The 1,150-nt window shown below is 66.6% G+C and carries 2 protein-coding genes and 2 tRNA genes; all 4 read left to right on the forward strand.

Annotated elements, in window-relative coordinates; genetic code table 11:
* Positions 1 to 216, forward strand: a 216-nt coding sequence (locus V0R59_RS31800) for an immunoglobulin-like domain-containing protein (protein WP_330105878.1), incomplete at its 5' end; no start/stop codon positions are given.
* Between the two features lie 5 nt (positions 217 to 221).
* Complete coding sequence (locus tag V0R59_RS32155) at positions 222 to 536, forward strand: hypothetical protein (RefSeq protein WP_408005267.1); 315 nt, start codon at positions 222 to 224, stop codon at positions 534 to 536.
* 127 nt (positions 537 to 663) lie between these two features.
* Positions 664 to 739, forward strand: a tRNA-Glu gene (locus V0R59_RS31805).
* 4 nt (positions 740 to 743) lie between these two features.
* Positions 744 to 819: transfer RNA gene (locus V0R59_RS31810), tRNA-Gly, on the forward strand.
* Positions 820 to 1,150: the final 331 nt, after the last annotated feature.

The raw sequence follows: 1,150 nt of genomic DNA on the forward strand, positions 1-1,150 counted from the left end.
AACAGCATCACCGGCGTCACCGGTGGCAACTACGAGCACCTGGAAACCGCCGGTACGCCGACCACCGTCGTCACCGACGATCCAGCGCGCCTGGATACCACCGGCCTGACCCTGTCGGCCTCCGGCACCGTCCAGGAAGGCGGCGAGATCACCTACACCGCCCGCCTGACCAAGTCGCTTCGGTTACCTCGCCAGTTACCGGTACTCCGCTGGTAATCAGCCTGGCCAACGGTCAGTCGATCACCATTCCGGTGAACAGCAGCTCCGGCTCGGTGGACTTCATTGCCCCGAATAACGTGTTGAACACCAACACTCCGCTGACCAACAGCATCACTGGTGTGACGGGGGGGGGGGGGGGGGGGGGGGGGGGGGGGGGGGGGGGGGGGGGGGGGGGGGGGGGGGGGGGGGGGGGGGGGGGGGCGGGGGGGGGGGGGGGGGGGGGGGGGGGGGGGGGGGGGGGGGGGGGGGGGGGGGGGGGGGGGGGGGGGGGGGGGGGGGCTCCTGACGTCGCGAGTTACGGGCGGCGCCTGCATTGACGCATCTTCGACAACAAAGCCGGCGTTGCCAGTCAGAGCTTTTGCTCTTGCTCTTGCTCTTGCTCTTGCTCTTGCTCTTGCTTGTGCTTTTGCTCTTCTTGCGCGCCAGTTCAGACGCCACAAAGACGTCCCCTTCGTCTAGTGGCCTAGGACACCGCCCTTTCACGGCGGTAACAGGGGTTCGAGTCCCCTAGGGGACGCCAATATGCGGGAATAGCTCAGTTGGTAGAGCACGACCTTGCCAAGGTCGGGGTCGCGAGTTCGAGTCTCGTTTCCCGCTCCAAATATGGCGCTACTCGCTCCATCAGACGCCACAAAGTGCGACCTCGTCAGGCCGAGTGGAGGTGCCTGTAGCGGCCAGGTGCGCAGCACCCTTCGGCGATAGCCGAAGACGCGAGATGAAGACTTGCGAAGCAAGTCGTAGGCCGCGATGGCCGCGAAAGGCGCCGGAGGGAGGGGCCTTTCGCGGCCATCGCGGCCTACGACTTGCTTCGCAAGTCTTCATCTCGCGTCTTCGGCTAACGCCGAAGGGTGCTTCGCACCTGGCCGCTACAGGCACCTCCACTCGGCCTGACGAGGTCGCACTTTGTGGCGTCTGAACTGGCGCGCAAGAA

It is taken from the genome of Pseudomonas ulcerans (assembly GCF_036324125.1).
Classification (GTDB): domain Bacteria; phylum Pseudomonadota; class Gammaproteobacteria; order Pseudomonadales; family Pseudomonadaceae; genus Aquipseudomonas; species Aquipseudomonas ulcerans.